At 37.9% G+C, this 15,675-nt stretch carries 15 protein-coding genes and 1 pseudogene; 8 read left to right on the top strand and 8 right to left on the bottom strand.

What is annotated here, in order from left to right; all coding sequences use genetic code 11:
* Positions 1-104 precede the first annotated feature (104 nt).
* On the top strand, positions 105-1,541 hold the full coding sequence (locus tag NYE63_RS13650) for an amino acid permease (RefSeq protein WP_342605556.1): 1,437 nt from the start codon (positions 105-107) through the stop codon (positions 1,539-1,541).
* A 325-nt stretch (positions 1,542-1,866) separates the two neighbouring features.
* Here NYE63_RS13650 and NYE63_RS13645 read toward each other — a convergent pair whose 3' ends face one another.
* Complete coding sequence (locus NYE63_RS13645; protein WP_342605555.1) at positions 1,867-2,145, bottom strand: hypothetical protein; 279 nt, start codon at positions 2,143-2,145, stop codon at positions 1,867-1,869.
* Between the two features lie 391 nt (positions 2,146-2,536).
* On the opposite strand from NYE63_RS13645, the gene NYE63_RS13640 reads away from it, so the two are divergent.
* The gene (locus NYE63_RS13640) at positions 2,537-3,868 is read left to right on the top strand and encodes an oligosaccharide flippase family protein (protein ID WP_342605554.1); all 1,332 of its coding nucleotides are present in this window, start codon (positions 2,537-2,539) and stop codon (positions 3,866-3,868) included.
* A gap of 181 nt (positions 3,869-4,049) precedes the next feature.
* Positions 4,050-4,241, top strand: coding sequence for a DUF3934 family protein (locus NYE63_RS13635; RefSeq protein ID WP_063233863.1), 192 nt, complete (start codon positions 4,050-4,052; stop codon positions 4,239-4,241).
* Between the two features lie 205 nt (positions 4,242-4,446).
* Here NYE63_RS13635 and NYE63_RS13630 read toward each other — a convergent pair whose 3' ends face one another.
* Both NYE63_RS13630 and NYE63_RS13625 read right to left on the bottom strand, forming a co-directional pair.
* Positions 4,447-4,800 (bottom strand): DUF948 domain-containing protein, encoded by a 354-nt coding sequence (locus NYE63_RS13630; protein WP_342605553.1) that lies wholly within the window; start codon positions 4,798-4,800, stop codon positions 4,447-4,449.
* A gap of 93 nt (positions 4,801-4,893) precedes the next feature.
* Positions 4,894-5,283 (bottom strand): DUF948 domain-containing protein, encoded by a 390-nt coding sequence (locus tag NYE63_RS13625; protein WP_342605552.1) that lies wholly within the window; start codon positions 5,281-5,283, stop codon positions 4,894-4,896.
* Between the two features lie 186 nt (positions 5,284-5,469).
* On the opposite strand from NYE63_RS13625, the pseudogene NYE63_RS13620 reads away from it, so the two are divergent.
* A pseudogene (locus tag NYE63_RS13620) lies at positions 5,470-5,725 on the top strand (four-helix bundle copper-binding protein).
* A gap of 236 nt (positions 5,726-5,961) precedes the next feature.
* Complete coding sequence (locus tag NYE63_RS13615) at positions 5,962-6,273, top strand: hypothetical protein (RefSeq protein WP_342605551.1); 312 nt, start codon at positions 5,962-5,964, stop codon at positions 6,271-6,273.
* Between the two features lie 116 nt (positions 6,274-6,389).
* Here the strand turns inward: NYE63_RS13615 and NYE63_RS13610 are convergent, their stop codons facing one another.
* Positions 6,390-7,061, bottom strand: coding sequence for a hypothetical protein (locus NYE63_RS13610; RefSeq protein ID WP_342605550.1), 672 nt, complete (start codon positions 7,059-7,061; stop codon positions 6,390-6,392).
* A 340-nt stretch (positions 7,062-7,401) separates the two neighbouring features.
* Here NYE63_RS13610 and NYE63_RS13605 point away from each other — a divergent pair, with 340 nt between their 5' ends.
* A complete protein-coding gene (locus NYE63_RS13605; protein WP_342605760.1) occupies positions 7,402-7,611 on the top strand; it encodes a YqaE/Pmp3 family membrane protein in 210 nt (69 codons plus the stop codon).
* Positions 7,612-7,688: 77 nt separating this feature from the next.
* Here the strand turns inward: NYE63_RS13605 and NYE63_RS13600 are convergent, their stop codons facing one another.
* The gene (locus NYE63_RS13600; protein ID WP_342605549.1) at positions 7,689-10,259 is read right to left on the bottom strand and encodes a helicase-related protein; all 2,571 of its coding nucleotides are present in this window, start codon (positions 10,257-10,259) and stop codon (positions 7,689-7,691) included.
* 564 nt (positions 10,260-10,823) lie between these two features.
* Between NYE63_RS13600 and NYE63_RS13595 the strand changes: the two genes are divergently transcribed.
* Positions 10,824-11,795: a sensor domain-containing diguanylate cyclase gene (locus tag NYE63_RS13595; protein WP_342605548.1), complete on the top strand. Its 972-nt coding sequence runs from the start codon at positions 10,824-10,826 to the stop codon at positions 11,793-11,795.
* A 263-nt stretch (positions 11,796-12,058) separates the two neighbouring features.
* Here the strand turns inward: NYE63_RS13595 and NYE63_RS13590 are convergent, their stop codons facing one another.
* Together NYE63_RS13590 and NYE63_RS13585 are read right to left on the bottom strand one after the other, a co-directional pair.
* Positions 12,059-12,238, bottom strand: a complete 180-nt coding sequence (locus tag NYE63_RS13590; RefSeq protein WP_063233870.1) for a hypothetical protein — start codon at positions 12,236-12,238, stop codon at positions 12,059-12,061.
* A complete protein-coding gene (locus NYE63_RS13585) occupies positions 12,239-12,982 on the bottom strand; it encodes a type II toxin-antitoxin system SpoIISA family toxin (protein WP_342605759.1) in 744 nt (247 codons plus the stop codon).
* A 326-nt stretch (positions 12,983-13,308) separates the two neighbouring features.
* Between NYE63_RS13585 and NYE63_RS13580 the strand changes: the two genes are divergently transcribed.
* The gene (locus NYE63_RS13580) at positions 13,309-14,394 is read left to right on the top strand and encodes an MBL fold metallo-hydrolase (RefSeq protein ID WP_342605547.1); all 1,086 of its coding nucleotides are present in this window, start codon (positions 13,309-13,311) and stop codon (positions 14,392-14,394) included.
* Between the two features lie 37 nt (positions 14,395-14,431).
* Here NYE63_RS13580 and NYE63_RS13575 read toward each other — a convergent pair whose 3' ends face one another.
* A complete protein-coding gene (locus NYE63_RS13575) occupies positions 14,432-15,379 on the bottom strand; it encodes a DMT family transporter (RefSeq protein ID WP_342605546.1) in 948 nt (315 codons plus the stop codon).
* Between the last annotated feature and the right edge of the window lie 296 nt (positions 15,380-15,675).

Raw genomic sequence — 15,675 nt, 5'->3', positions numbered from 1 at the left:
TTCAAATCAAATCTTTTACATTTGTGAGTAAAATACACAAATTCCCTAATAACGTCCAGACATAAATGAAACCGTTTGCACCCATCAGGTAAAGGAGTTTTTCAATGAAGACAATAGAAAATCAACCAAATGAATTAAAACGGAGCATGAAAGCAAGACATTTATTTATGATTTCAATAGGGGGATGTATTGGTACTGGCTTTTTCATTGGTTCAGGCTACACCATTCATGAAGCTGGGGCCATCGGGGCTATCCTCTCTTACATAGTCGGCGGTTTTATCATGTATTTAACGATGCTTTGTCTCGGGGAGCTATCGGTTGCCATGCCTGTTTCCGGTTCGTTTCAGACATATGCGACTAAATTCATCGGTCCTGGAACCGGCTTTGCCATAGGATGGCTTTACTGGTTAGGTTGGGCTGTTACGGTTGCCTTGGAGTTTTTGGCAGCTGGACAGCTTATGCAAAGATGGTTCCCTGAATCACCTGTTTGGATGTGGTGTGCAATCTTTGCTTTACTCATATTTTTACTGAACGCATTATCAGCAAAGGCATTTGGCGAATCTGAGTTTGTTTTTTCAAGTATAAAAGTATTGGCCATAATCCTGTTTATCGGAGTTGGCGGTGCTGCCATGTTTGGTCTTATTGATATGAAAGGTGGACAAGAAGCACCATTTTTCTCCAACTTTTTCAGTGAAGGCCTCTTCCCGAATGGAATATCGGCCCTGCTTATCACAATGATTACAGTGAACTTTTCCTTTCAGGGCACAGAGCTAATCGGAATTGCCGCGGGAGAAAGTGAAAATCCAGAAAAGGTCATACCTAAATCGATCAAACAAACCGTTTGGCGTACCCTTTTCTTCTTCGTTCTTTCTGTTTCTGTTCTTTCAGCGATGATTCCAAGAGAACAGGCAGGAATCGTTGAAAGTCCATTCGTTGTTGTACTGGATAGTATCGGAGTTCCTTATGCGGCTGACATTATGAACTTCATCATTCTTATAGCGCTATTGTCCGTTGCAAACTCCGGCCTTTATGCGGCAACACGTATGCTTTACTCGCTTTCTAAGGAAGGCATGGCAAGTCCAAAGCTCGGTATGGTAAATAAGCGAGGAATTCCGCTTAATGCCTTGCTTATCACCCTTGCAATAGCTGGTTTGTCTTTACTTTCAAGTGTACTTGCCGCCAAAACAGTGTTTGTCTTTCTTCTCTCCCTTGCAGGATTAGGAGCACAAATTGGCTGGATCGCAATCGCGGCTTGTCTTCTTGCTTTTAGAAGATCATATATCCGCAAAGGTGGACAGGTGGAAAACTTGAAATTCAAAGTACCGCTATATCCATTCATCCCCATTCTTGCCTTGATAGCAAACTGCATCGTCATGATCAGTTTAGCGTTTGTTCCTGAGCAGCGAATGGCCCTTTATTGCGGGGGGGCATTCTTCCTTGGATGTTATGCGGTTTATCACTTTAGAGTGAAGAAAAACAAGAAAGTGGAATCTCCAATGCAGGAAGTTGAATTAACTGCCGGTAAAAAAATGGTCATTTGATCCTGAACACTGCGGAGTAGAGTAAGTGGTGAAAAGCGATCTTTACAATCCATAAAGATTGCTTTTCAAAGAAGAAAAACCCTGGATGTTTTCACACCTAGGGTTTTTCTTTTATTTATCACCATTTCCTGCATAGCTATCCAATGGTAAACCGCTTTATAAATTCTTCCTTTTCCCTTCCAGCTTTTTTACATCCCCTAACTATACACTTTCTGATCAAAGAAATATTATCTCCATGTCTATGATAATAAGCATATAATAGGAAGTTAAATTTTCAGCTCCTCCATTTAGGCAATAAAAACAAGTATAAAACAAAAAAATCATCTTAATCGATGATTTTATTTTGTGCATATTCCTTTAATCTAGGCAGGATTGGCTCTAAAATTTCCTTGGCTATGTAATCAGTATCTAATCCAATGAAACGTTCACTTTCCAATTCGACCGATCTCGCATTTGTCGGGTCATTACAAAAAATAAACGATATGATTCCATTCTCTTCCGTCATATCTACATATTTAAATGTAATGTCATGTTTCGTAAGACAACTTTCAAACGCAATGCACAATTCATCTATATTTGATTGACTAATAGATGTGAATTTCATATTGATCATCCCCTCCCCTAAAGGATAGCAAAATAAAGCATGAATTTCAAAATGAAATTAAAGTTCCGTTCTTATGTTCATGATTCATCTGACACTTTCAACTAAAGGGAATATGACAAAAAATCTTACCTTGTTTGGAATATCACCCTTTGAAGCCTTTCTATGATGCTGGCATGGGTATGGATTTCTGCATAAGAAATGAATGTAACCGATCGATTTCATTCAATTTCCCACCCTTATCCTGATTTAATTTTTTATCTTTCAACAACGATTAATAAGGATTTCCCTAGGCATAACCGCATTATGTATCGCCGGGATATGCAGTTCCTCATGAATATTCCATGGCATGTCTCATATCTTTATACAAACACCTTGTTAGGAGTGGGCCAACATGAAGTCTTTTTATAAAGGAACGCTCATTTTGATTGTCGCAGCGTTTTTTGGTGAATGTATCGAATTTTTAGTGAACATGCTCCTAGCCAGGGAATTACAGGAAGAGGGCATGGGCCTTTATATGTCCATTTTGCCAATTTTCTTTTTGATATATGTGATTGCCAGCCTTGAATTACATATTTCCATTTCAAAATTCGTTGCGGAAAATAAACAAGCAATGCATTATAATCTTATCATTCATGCACTTAAAATGGCTGCAGTTGTCGTATTGGTTATGTGTGTAGTCATGCCTTTCATACTTTCCTTCTCATCCATAATGGACAGATACCATCCCTATATTAAATGGCTGCTCATTACATTGATACCAATAGTTGCCTTTTCATCGATTGCAAGAGGCTATTTCATGGGTGTCCAACAAATGGGGAAGATTGCCTTATCCAACTTTTTAAAAGATATCATTCAATTCGGTTTGCTTTTCCTCCTCTTTAATTTATTTCATTTTAACCAGGAAAAGTCATTATTGATGGCCTTTTTTGTTTTGATTGGCAGTGAGTTCCTCGTTTTTCTATACTTGATCAACCTTTTGATTCTTCAAATGCGAATCATGAGCCGCGGTAAGAACTCGCGGACAACAGGTAAACATGCACGGCAAAAGTTATTGGCGGTATCGCTGCCTACCATGGGGTTAAGGATTTTTCATGCGATAACAAATGCCATCCAACCTTTTTTGATCCATACTGCCCTTCTCTCGGCAGGATTCGGTGCGGTAGTGGCTACAGAGCATTTTGGGATGCTCACTGGAGTTGCGATGACGATTGGCTTCTTTCCAGCCTTTATCGCGCATTCCTTAATGATCATGCTCATTCCGAACGTTTCGAATGCTTACAAAAAGCAGGATAAGGAAAAATTGAGGGTATTATTGCAAAAATCGATGTCTTTCACCGTATTGTATGGAGTTCCGGCTGTGATCTTCATTTATTTCTTTGCGGAACCTTTGACCTCCCTCTTTTTTTCTTCAACATCTGCCGCATACTATTTAAAATTATTATGCCCTTACTTCCTTTTTCATTTTTTTGTCATTCCTATGCAAGCCTATCTCATCGGCCTGGGTTTAGTGAAAGATGCTTTCATCCATACCGTATGGTCCCATATTGTTGCCTTTCTAATGATGTATATCCTAGGGTCTCAGGCTTCACTTAATATGGGAGGAATCATTTTAGGAATGAATACTGGTGCTGTATTATTAACTTTCATGCACTACTTGACCATTTGCAAAAAAATCGGCATAAGCATCTTACTGACGAAATCAAGATCGATATCGATAAAGTGAGGCAAAAACTAAGTTCCATCCAGCAAAATCCCTTGCTGTTATTGGTATATAAAGATTTATATTAAAAATATTGTGCCTTTCCCTGTACATATCACCTTCGTTACTGTATATTTCAACATACTTGGGTAATAATCAAGTAAAATGGTTTAAACTAACCATACAATAGTAATGGAGTGATTTCATGAGTAAAGCTAAGGCTAAGAGCGGAACGGGTAAAGGTACGGGCACAGGAACGGGTAAGAAGGGCTGGAATCGTTGGAAAACAAGTGCCAACAAGAAAAAAAACGCCAAACCATATGTAAGTAAAGGCGTCAAACATTCCAATGACTCAAAAACATCCGGTCATGCTGCAGGTGACAAGACAGAAAAATAAATGCTTGTTTTAAAACCCATACAAAATTAATGTTTGTTCCATATTCTCATACAGGGTGTTAAGAGATCTGTATGAGAGAAATGGGTCTTATAGATAATAAACCACGGGCGATATCCATATGAACAAGAAAAGCACGGCATTACATATCCTCAAAAAAGACACTCCCAATCCCGGTAGTGTCTTTCATTTTTTTAATATTTTCTTTTTATCTGGGTTTGATAGCATTTATTTTTTTCGGGGAAAACTCTGTCCGGAAGCCATTAGTCGCTTTTTTAACAGAGTCTGTAACTGAATGTATCGCTTCCCCTACATCCTGAGCAGAATCCAATAATGGTTCAACCGTTTTCATTTTAGATTTTACATCGTCGGTGATTTCATTTGCAGTTTGCAATAGTTGTTTCGATTCGCCAGACAGATCGTGGATGGCATTTCTCACTTCAGCCAATGTTTGATTGGCTTCTCCTATCGTGGCCATTCCCTTTTGAAGGGTGCTGATTAAAAATACGACCAACCAAATGAAGGCTAAAGCTATTGCAGCCACACTATATTCAATAATCAAAATAAAGCTCCCCCTCTAAATTTAAAAGTAGAAACGATTACTTCAAATATGTTAGTGGATCCCGGGGTGCCTGTTTTTTATTGATAAATGATACTATTTGATCTTGATTTGAACCCCCTCAGCTTCAGTTCGAGTTGAAGGAACTGTCGGAGTGGATAAATCTTTATGGCGGCCTTCCAAACTTGCTTCTTTCATGGAATTGGTTACATTATGAATCATTTCCCCAACATCTTGAGCGGATTCTAACAAAGGATCGACATTTTCCATCTTCCCTTTCACATCCGCTGTAATTTGATTGGCAGAGTGGATCAATTGTTTGGACTCATGCGTCAATCCTTGTACTGCATTTCTTACCTCTTCCAATGTCTTATTTGTTTCTTCAAGTGTTCCCATTCCTTTCCGCAGCGTCTGATTGACATTATATATCAAATACACGACGGCTCCGGAAACACTGGCCACACTTAATTTAATAAACATTTTCATATATCCACTCCCTTCATTTAAATTTATGCACTGTCCATTCCATTCATTCCCTAAAGTCCATCCCTGTCCGGTCACATTTAAAGAACGATTCAACTTATCATAAAAGATGTTTAAAGGATAATAGTAAGGGAGAGACCATATTAAGGAGGAGAATTGTTCATTTGTTATCAAAACTTTAATGATTGTATGACTGCGTGTAATCATTGTTACGACGCATGCTTAAAAGAAGATCATGTAAACATGATGGTAGAATGCATTCGCTTGGATAAGTACGGATATTTGCTCTTATTTAGTATAGGCGATAGGAAGAGGTACGCCGTTTATTTCAAAGTCGGCTGAAGTTTGTGCCAAGAGAAGCTGCGGAAACGAATGAAAAAAACACGATCATGAACATTGTCAAAAATGTGCTAAGGCATGCTTGAGATGCGCAATAGTATGCTGAAAGTTAGCCACTTGATGTAAGGAATAACACTAAGCTATTCCTTGGATTAAACTTCCCCCTTACCTACCCATTCTTTTATTAAATCTATTAAAGGGTGATGATATCTCAGATATATTCTAGCGAGGTATATGTTGAAATTATTTAATAATTTAATAATGAAATTTTTAAAAATACCAAAAACATATATTGAAAACTGCCCTTTTTAGGCACACTAGTATTAAAAACAGGAGGATGTTATGACACCTCGGAATATTACGGCTAAAGATGATTTAGAAGTGAAAGATACCCCTCCTTCACCTGATAAGGAAAGTGAAATAGCCAAACTCAATCGATTATTAGGTGCGGTCATGCGTTATTTATCAGATGATGAGCAAGAAGAAATTGATATAGAGTATCTTCTTGAAAATACTGAAGGGCTGCGGGATTGGTGGAGCGAATATAGGGAGCTTGATCGAAAACGGGTCGAAGAAGAAATAAAAAATTCCCTAACTGATCTATCCCTTGAAGAACTTGAAAATATCCGTGAACAAATCCGCACAAAGGAATAATAAAAAAATCCCTGCATTGGGATTTAACCTGATCATGCAGGGGGATTATTTCTTTCCTTTTATATACAAAGACTTTAAAAATCATTCTGTTCATGCGGCACCAGAAATCCTTTGATTCAAAAACCACGTAATGACCTTAGTTCTAGTTGAACGATCATGGAATCAACTAATGCATCCAATGGATTTAAAACTGTCTTTCCTGTCTGAAGTTCATATCTCTTTGCTGCTTCGACCATGGATAGTTGAGCTACAGACAGCTGTCTTTTTTCGTTATTAAACTGGTATAGGAAGTTCATGATTTCTTGGTTATATATCTCTCCCAATCCCTGCATAATGAATTCAAAGGCATTGTCGATGATGATCACTTCAAAATCCACAGCCCCATATTTTTCAGCATGGGCATTTAAACGTTTGACTGTTCCTTCAACGGTGGCAGGGTTCGTGAATAATATCATTTGCGGTTGCTGCAATTGGCAAATTTGCTTAAAGTATGGTTCATCGATTTTAATGATAGGCATGGGTAAGGATAGTTGTTCTTCGTTTAAAAAGGTGATGTAGTTTGTACAGGTTATCAGAATGGCATCCACTTTACATTCGGCAATCCATTCGACTTGTTCTTTAACCCTTTTTTGTGCATCCGAATTCTTAAAATTTTTATCCGTTGACACCCGATGCATCAATCCCGGATCTACAAAATGAAGCCATTCAATATCAAATTTCGAGAATGCGGTTTCTATGTATTCTATATTTGTATAGTGCGCATGCAAACAGCCTATCTTTATTTTCATAAATCTCCCGCTTTCATCGATTAGTATTCTGATTATTCTAACACAGAAAGCGTCGTTACTTTGACCTTTACCGGCAAAAAAACGGTAATAAGCCCGCTGAAAGTATATCCTAGAATCAGAATCCTCGGTTGGTATGAATCGTGCTCTCAAGCATATATTTATCAAGGCGATAGCAGGTGTTATCACTAGGGAAATGGAACTGCTGTACCTAATCGATTCAAGTAAAGAAAGCATTTGTTTTAGATAAGAATGAACCTAATTAAGTATTATAATATTTTTTCAAAAAGAGAGAATCAAGCCGTAATAGTCAGAAAAATCATTACATTGGGGAGTGATCACCATTCTATATTTGATTGCGATTCTTTTCCCTCCATTAGCCGTATTATTATCCGGTAAACCCATACAGGCTGTGTGTAATTTAGTCCTCACACTATTTTTTTACGTCCCCGGTTTAATTCACGCAATTTTAGTGGTGCATGATAAGAAAGCTGATAAACGAATGAAACAGCAAGCTGCACTTATAGCTAAAACGAAACAAACGACTAAGTAATTTAAACAACCGCTCATAACCCGAATAACGACACCAAGGTGCACTTTATTCGGGTTATTACTATCAAAAGAATGCATTTAATTGAATCTGTGCGTCTTCCTTCGCCCTCTATAATAACAAGCATCACATATTTGAAAACGTGAGTCATCCGGCAGCTTTTTTCCACAGCGCTTGCATTTTTTTTGATAATTCAACATTTCGTCTTTTAACTGATCATGGACTCCATCACTGATTTCTTCACGGATACGCTCCCAATAAACAGCTTCCGTTCGTTTACCCATCCGATATAAAAATAATAGATGAAGACCTATCGCTTTATAGGATAGCTCCAATTCCTCCAGATTTCTAGTCTTGATGATCGGTTCAGGAAGGTCACTGCTCTCGGCAATCGCTTCGACCGTTTCCAGCCACTGTCTGATCAGACTTGGTTCTTTTGCCGAAAAAGGAATATGCAGGAAACCATATAAATCCATTAAGGAAAAGCGCGCTTCAATTTCGGTATCCCGTATCAGTTCGTAAAGCTCCCTTTCTTCCGATAACGATGCCTTTTTCGTGCCTTTAGGCGGCTCAAACCTCTCCCACATTTCGAAAAATGTCCCTAGGTTCCGGTAATATTTTTGAAAACGTTCAAATACAGCAGAGGTTGGGGCGATAGTGAAGGTTTGAACTGGCTCATCTACCTGTTCCAGCAACTTATTCATAATTTTGATGTCTGCTGTAAATGCTACCTTGCCAGTGTCGTAAATCCCTTTTCTACCAGCTCGACCAGCAATTTGCTTGACTTCTTGAGAAGTCAATCTTCTTCTTCGTGTCCCGTCGAATTTTTCATTTTCAAGAAAGACGATTCGGCGTATTGGCAAGTTCAATCCCATTCCAATCGCATCGGTGGCAACGACAACTGATGTTTCACCGCGATTGAATAGCTCTATTTGCCGTTTTCTATTTTCAGGAGGCATACTGCCGTATATCATGCTGACATTATGTCCACTCTCTTTTAGCCGGGACGCGGTTTCCAGTACCTGCCTTCTCGAAAAACAAATGAGGGCATCCCCTTTTTTTGTATACTTCAGCCCAAACTCCCTTTGTTCTACCTCGAGCGGAATTTCCCGTCTGTATTCGTGGAGTTCTAGATCAGCTTCATTCAAAAGGTTCAGAAGCATCATTTTGATATTCTTGCTCCCGATTATGTGTACTTCTTTCGCATTAGCTTGCGTGATTGCCCTAAACCATGAAAAGCCTCGATCTTTATCGGCAATCATTTGGGCTTCATCTATGACGATTACTTCATGGTAGTCTTTTTCATGAAACATTTCAACGGTGCTGGAGACATGTTTAGCACCCTCAACTGCCTTTTCTTCTTCACCGGTTTTTAATGAACAAGGTACACCGTCCGCATTTAATTTATCAAACACTTCAAGGGCCAGCAGTCTAAGGGGCGCAAGATACAAACCGCTTTCCGCCTCTTTCATTTTTTCAAGGGCCTTATGCGTTTTCCCGGTATTGGTTTCTCCGATATGCAAAACATATCTAACTTTTTTCCCTAATGATGGAATATAAGCCTTACCGATGATGTCATCGATCATCCTTTGCTCTTCTGCCCGCTTCTTGGCTTGCTCTGCCAATACTTCAGCTTTTCTTCTTTCTCTGTTCTCCACGTCTTTTTCAAATATTTCTTCATGCAATGTTTCATTAAAAGAAATTCCTTCAAGGTTCAGTAAATCAGAAAGGTATTCTTCCTGAAGTTCATCAAAACAGGACTGAGACAAATCGGCCAATTCATCGCTTAGTATACCTTGAAGGGCCTCAACCGTCAGCCTTTCCCCATATGACTCAAAAAAATCATGATGGAGTTCAGCAGGTAAATGGTTCAAGTATTTGTCAGGGGCTAATCTCCTAATGAAATCCGAAACTAATCTTTCATACCTGTAGAAGTAATTTTCATATTCATAACGGTTCCTTCCCCAACCGATTAACGAGTGAATATCGCCTGTCAGTTCTTCAAAAAAATCAGTGACCATTAGGTATTCGGTAGCTTGAAAGCCACCCTCTTCAACCAATTGTTCTTCAAGCAAGTATGGATCGACATATTGGAATTTAGGCTTATTCTTAATATCTTTTGTCAAAAATCCAGCAATATAATACCTGACATTTAAATATAAAAGAAGTGAGTTTTTCTCAAAAAATGTATTAGCCTCTTCTTGCAGCCTAGCGCGTATCTTCCAACGCTGCTTGGCAAGCCGCTGTTCTTCTTGCCGCCTAAAGAATTTTTCCCTTGCATTTTTATATCTCTTCTCCCAATCTTCTTGATTATCAGCAAAGGTTTTTTTAATCCACGTTAAGCCATCAAACGGGCGATACTTCTTTAATTCGTTTCGGAACATGCTATTGATCAGCTTATGATCTGAACCTTCCGTAACAAATCCCCTTTCGCTTAAAAACACCCTTTTTTCCTTTCTTGGCACATCGTTTGATGCTTTATTTAACCAAACATTTATCCAAATTTGCTCAATAAAAGACGTCCTGTCTGATATATATGCTGAATAAGAAGGCATTGTCTCATGATTCTCTAAATAAAAATCCATATCCTGGATTATTTTTTCTTTTGTATTCTCTATAGCAATAGGATATATACTTTCTAATTTTCCCATAATGATCCCCTTTTGAATTATCCAATATGTACTTTATTACTTCCTTTTATCCTCCCCAAATTTTTTTTATAAATGAGCCAGATACATTCGTTTAATCTATTTAAATTCAAATGCTCCGTTATCATGAGAAGGTACAGAAATGCCAAGTTGCTTTACCTACATACTCTCCAAGGAAAAATATGAAAAAGATAACAACTATGGACATCCAAAGTACTCTTACCATTTCATTTACAGTATAATGCATGATAAATACTGATTAACTTAGACTTTATGGGTCGATGCCCATTCCGGAAATCGAAAAACGGATACTCAGATTTAGCTATTTGATAATCATGTAAATAAAAATTTAATGATATTAAAAAAAGCCGAAAATAAAGTAAATTTCAATTTTTTCAACTTACTCGATTATTTATCGATAAAACGAATCCAACCCCTTAATTGAGTTTAGTGGAAATCCGCACAACTGTCACGGTATTCAGATTCCACTATTGTGTCTTTATTGTTCAATATGAGAAATAACATCCGGAAATCTAAAAAGACTATAAATAAAAGAGGAGCCTGAAAATGATTCAGCAAGATATCAACTATTATACGAATTTCGATTCTATCGCTAAAGAAGTATTAGCACTTTTAGCTCAAACCGTTGAGGTCAATACATTCTTCCTTTCTATAGTGAACCCCATACAGAGCCTTATGATCAAATCCTTCAATAGAAATGCAAAGTTAATTTGTGAAGGTGACTTCCTTCCTTATAATATGGTTTATTGCAAATTAGTTATTGAGAATGGCTTGGAACCACTCGTTATCCCGAATTTGAGGGAACATGAATTGACTAGTGGCCACCCCGCAACGAAGTTTATAGGGAATGGGTGTTTTATGGGAGCTCCGCTAATAAATGAGGGTGAAATCATTGGGACATTATGTGCATTCGACATTAAACCTCATGTTTTTAAAGAGTATGATCTGATTCTCATTAAGTCTTTGGCAGCTTTGATTAGTCATACAATCATTCTTGAAAAAGGGATTATCAGGGATCCATTGTCAGGTCTTTATAATCGGCACTTCATTTATAATTATTTTGATTATCATAAAGATAAAACGAACGATGAAATGGCCCTACTTTACATCGATCTTGATCATTTTAAATTTTTCAATGATTCCTTTGGTCATGATGCTGGTGACGATGTTATTAAAAAAGTAGCGGCATGTTTTTTGCAATCTGTCCCCGAAGGTAGTCATGTGGCTCGAATCGGTGGTGATGAATTCATTGTATTATTACATCCATCTCATTGTGAGGATTTAATGAAAAGCACTCAATTAAACGCTGAATTATTATTGAACCATTTATCCACCATGTCCATTCACATTAATGGAAATGATCATTTTGTATCTGCTAGTATAGGAATAAGCTTTTATCCTCATAATGGTACGGAAATGGTGTCACTTTTGAAAAAAGCGGACCGTTCCATGTATAAGGCTAAAGAGTCTGGACGTAAGAAAATACAATACTTCCACAATGATTATCCTGAAAAATAAAAAACCAGTTCTCCTTAGAGACTGGCTTTCTTTTACCTTAAAAAAATCCAACGTTTAGCTTTCAACTTTTGCAGAAGCTTGAGCAAATCAGCGTTACCCTTATGTATCCGTTGCTCAGATGGTGAAGCGGAGGGGACCGGGATGTTAACTCTCTCGGGTTTTTTGTTCATATTCTGAAAGACCCTTCCTATTCTTTGATTTTGAATAGTATATGCGGGTTTTCCATTAAATATCATAATGAAAGGAAAAACCTCTGCCCTTCCTTATAAAACGTTTTTTAACCGGCTGAAGCGTGCAGCTTTTTCTTTTTGTTTCAGGATAATGCGCTCGTTCTGTTTCATCACTTTTTTAGTGTGGGGACTTAAACCTACATCGGGTATGTTTACCTGTGGTTTGATTACGGCAACTGACACGTCATTGCCGGCTTTATCATAAATGCTCATTTATCCTTCACCACCTGGTTTTTGTTTTATGACCATATCGAACATCATGATTAATAATGCTATTAATAAACAATCGACTTCTGAAACGAAGCTTTCTGATTTAACATCAAGGATATAGGGTTCCATCAAAATGCTTACAGGCTGCAAAGCCATTTTTTCTTCATCATTATAATACGTATCTTCTCTTTCCAATGTAGCACGAATGGTACTGCCATTCAAGTTCGGATGCCCATTTATCACCAATTGCTTGTCCTGTTCCGTTTTGAAAGGAAGGATTTTCACGTTCATCCCTTCCTTTGCTGCATACGCTTGTAGGAGGATGCTCAAATAAGCCAAATATTCCTTATTCGTTTGATAATACTCAGGTATTCCTTCTTTTTTTAGGAGATGAAACATATTCTTGACCTTTTCCCTATTATCCGTTAAAAGTTTGTCACTTTCCGCAACCGCTTTTGTTGCATAGGACAGCTCGTTATCGCCAATCTTGGATATATACATGCTCAAGAACACAAACATATCAATCAGGATGAATACGATAGCCATAATCAAGAAGTTTTTCCACTCATTAAAAATGCTCATCGGATAGAAATTCCAATATATCAATGCTCCCAGTATAAAAATGATATACCAGGTTTTTCGAATCGCTTCAATCCTTTTACTTACCTTGTCTTTATATTTCCAAGAAAGAATGACATAGGCTAATAAAGCAAAAAATACTACCCATACAAAGACTCTAAAAAACATTAACAATCGATTTATCACCCTACCCTTCGGCTGCTACAATCCTTATCCCGCTCTCTATATTATTCATTATTTATACCTCTATTCCCTGCCTTAAGACGGGTGAAACTTAAACACTTGTCATAAGTTTTCACTAAATGAAAAAAACACTCCTCCTAAAGTGAGTTTACAGTTAATGAATCTTATGTGTTTCACCCTTCATTGCTCTTTTTCTCAGAAGGGTATATCTTTATCATTTTTCTTGTGGGGCATCATAGTAAATAACCTTATATATTCTGTGATATGCTATGTTTTAAGAAAAGGTCTGATTAATATGGGAGGAACCTATCATGCTGAAAATTGTTAAAATCACCATCTCTTCTTTTATAGTATTGTTACTTTTCCTGAACCTCTATCCTCCACTTGGCAGAAGGGCAAATAAAGAAAAACTGAGAAGTTTCACTACCAAAGAGAATTTTGCCAAGGGAAAATTCCAAAATCAGATCCCTGCCAGTCAAGCGATGAGTCTTAAACATACTGGTTCCATTTTACGTGATTACATAAAAGCTAATCCAAGACGGAGGCCCGACCGTCCAATTGTAATTGGAACAAAAGATCCTGTAAATGTGAATTCCAATAAAATCACCTGGTTTGGTCATTCTGCATTCATGTTGGAGTTAGATGGGAAAACCATTTTAGTCGATCCCATGTTTGGCAAAGCACCCACTCCCTTTCCTTGGTTTGGGAACAAGCGCTTCAGCGGGGAGTTGCCTATCGATTTGGATATGCTGCCTCCTATTGATGCCGTCCTGCTCTCACATGATCACTACGATCATTTGGATTATTTCTCAATAAAGAAATTAAAGGATAAGGTCAGTCAGTTCATTGTCCCACTCGGTGTCGGTGGACATCTTGAAAGATGGGGCGTTAAACAAGAACTGATACAGGAACATAATTGGTGGGATGAAGTTTCATTCAAGGAATTGCAATTTGTTTGTACGCCTGCAAGGCATTTTTCTGGAAGAAGTTTACGCGATAGCAATACGACACTATGGTGTTCTTGGGTAATTAAAGGCAAACAAGAAAAGGTATTTTTCAGCGGCGATAGTGGCTACGGCAGCCATTTTAAAGAAATCGGCGAAAAATATGGACCTTTTGATATAACTTTAATGGAATGCGGCCAATATGATGAGCGCTGGTCAACCATCCATATGATTCCAGAAGAAACTGTTCAAGCAAACATCGACGTACAAGGAAAACTGATGATCCCCATTCATTGGGCTGGTTTCACATTGTCTTTTCATGACTGGACAGATCCGATAGAACGGGTAACAAAAGCTGCCAATGATCTTGCCGTCCAGGTCTGCACACCTCAAATAGGCGAACCAGTAGCGATTGGTTCAACAGATTTCCCTCAAACAATATGGTGGAAATGAAAATGGTCCATTCCTAATGGGATGGACCATTTTCATTTCACATTTTCCCTTCATTATATTCAAGATTCACCTTTATTGAATGCTCTTTCTTCACTCCAAAATAATTCGTGCCTATTACACCTAAAATGATTAGTATCGACCCCAGTATATCGTAGATTGTAATCTTTTCATTTAGAATGAGAGCTCCTGCTGCAATCGTTACAACAGTGGAAAGATTTGCAAACACACTCATTTGGGACGCTTTGATTTTTGATAAAATCATATTGGATAATAACGAAGTTACCAATGAAGCCAATATTCCCAAATACAAAATGGAACTGATGAATTCCATGCTCGACCATGGTGTAAAGAATTCCGTCATCGTTCCTTGTTTTAAATGGGTAACGAGCGCGGCCACGTTAAAAATGACAAAGCCTGTTCCCATCATGAAAAAGGACATTTCACCTGGTGTATAGTCCTTGGCAAGTGAGCGGGTCATCGTTGTATAACAGGCAGTTGCAATACAGGATAGCAAGATCAAACCCATCCCAAGCATGTCGGAAAAATTGATTGTGCTCCCTTTCACCACAAAAATGAAAATGACCCCAACTACCGACAAAACAATCGAAAGCTTTTGATATAAAGAAGTTTTCTCCTTCAGGAAATATCCTGCTATCATCAATGTTAGAATTGGGGTGACGGCAGACAGAATTCCAGCATCGGTGGATTGCGAGTACTTAAGTCCGAAAGTTTGAAAGGCAAAGAAAAGAGTTGGGAACAACAAGGATAGCGGGACCAGATTTTTAACCGACTCCCAGGAATAATTCACCTTAATGACTTTAAAGGCGACCAGGAATAAAATGATGACGAAGGAAACCGTGAATCGGAACGCCAAAGTATCAAGCGGATTCGATTCTGCAATCGCCATTTTCGTAAATAAGAAAGATAGGCCGACAATACTTGAATGAAATATGGCTAACGTGTATGCAAATGTTCGGGATTTCATGGCTGCAACTCCTCAACTAGATTACTATATTCCTTTTTAGGTATAGTACCCTTTGCATTTGTATTGCAATCCAAGTTAGAGTTAAAAGATAACGTTGGGATATTTTTTTAAAAAAGCTAATCTTTTCAACGATCACGCACAAGCAACCTCATTACAATATCTTTTTAATGAAGAATCATTTTCATGCCTTAACGGTGATACTCCGGTCAACTTTCAGTAATTAAGAACTTAGTAAAGTATGAGCATTTACTGTTTCAAATATGATAAAATTTCAACGAGGAAGTGAGGTATACATA

It is taken from the genome of Peribacillus sp. FSL E2-0159 (genome assembly GCF_038643155.1).
GTDB classification, from domain to species: Bacteria; Bacillota; Bacilli; order Bacillales; family DSM-1321; genus Peribacillus; species Peribacillus simplex.
The sequence above is the reverse complement of the archived record's forward strand: the minus strand, read 5'-3'. Positions and strand labels throughout refer to the sequence as shown.

Excerpts from the sequence above, each read along its gene's own strand:
- NYE63_RS13590 (WP_063233870.1), bottom strand. The coding sequence starts at position 12,238 with ATGAGCATTTATGATAAAGCCGGCAATGACGTGTCAGTTGCCGTAATC.
- NYE63_RS13635 (WP_063233863.1), top strand. The coding sequence starts at position 4,050 with ATGAGTAAAGCTAAGGCTAAGAGCGGAACGGGTAAAGGTACGGGCACA.
- NYE63_RS13645 (WP_342605555.1), bottom strand. The coding sequence starts at position 2,145 with ATGAAATTCACATCTATTAGTCAATCAAATATAGATGAATTGTGCATT.
- NYE63_RS13610 (WP_342605550.1), bottom strand. The coding sequence starts at position 7,061 with ATGAAAATAAAGATAGGCTGTTTGCATGCGCACTATACAAATATAGAA.
- NYE63_RS13575 (WP_342605546.1), bottom strand. The coding sequence starts at position 15,379 with ATGAAATCCCGAACATTTGCATACACGTTAGCCATATTTCATTCAAGT.
- NYE63_RS13615 (WP_342605551.1), top strand. The coding sequence starts at position 5,962 with ATGACACCTCGGAATATTACGGCTAAAGATGATTTAGAAGTGAAAGAT.
- NYE63_RS13640 (WP_342605554.1), top strand. The coding sequence starts at position 2,537 with ATGAAGTCTTTTTATAAAGGAACGCTCATTTTGATTGTCGCAGCGTTT.
- NYE63_RS13650 (WP_342605556.1), top strand. The coding sequence starts at position 105 with ATGAAGACAATAGAAAATCAACCAAATGAATTAAAACGGAGCATGAAA.
- NYE63_RS13585 (WP_342605759.1), bottom strand. The coding sequence starts at position 12,982 with ATGTTTTTTAGAGTCTTTGTATGGGTAGTATTTTTTGCTTTATTAGCC.
- NYE63_RS13600 (WP_342605549.1), bottom strand. The coding sequence starts at position 10,259 with ATGGGAAAATTAGAAAGTATATATCCTATTGCTATAGAGAATACAAAA.
- NYE63_RS13595 (WP_342605548.1), top strand. The coding sequence starts at position 10,824 with ATGATTCAGCAAGATATCAACTATTATACGAATTTCGATTCTATCGCT.
- NYE63_RS13625 (WP_342605552.1), bottom strand. The coding sequence starts at position 5,283 with ATGAAAATGTTTATTAAATTAAGTGTGGCCAGTGTTTCCGGAGCCGTC.
- NYE63_RS13580 (WP_342605547.1), top strand. The coding sequence starts at position 13,309 with ATGCTGAAAATTGTTAAAATCACCATCTCTTCTTTTATAGTATTGTTA.